The following is a 202-nucleotide window of genomic DNA, read 5'->3' on the forward strand; positions in this document are numbered from 1 at the left end:
CGAGGGCCGGACTCCGTACGCCGGACCCGGACCCCGAGTGCCGGACCCAGACCCCCGGACCCCGAGTGCCGGTCCCGTAAGCCGGTCCCGGACCCTGGACCCGGGGTGCCGGTCCCGTAAGCCGGTCCCGGACCCTGGACCCGGGGTGCCGGTCCCGTAAGCCGGTCCCGGACCCTGGACCCGGGGTGCCGGTCCCGTAAGC

The organism is Streptomyces sp. NPDC031474, from assembly GCF_055581185.1.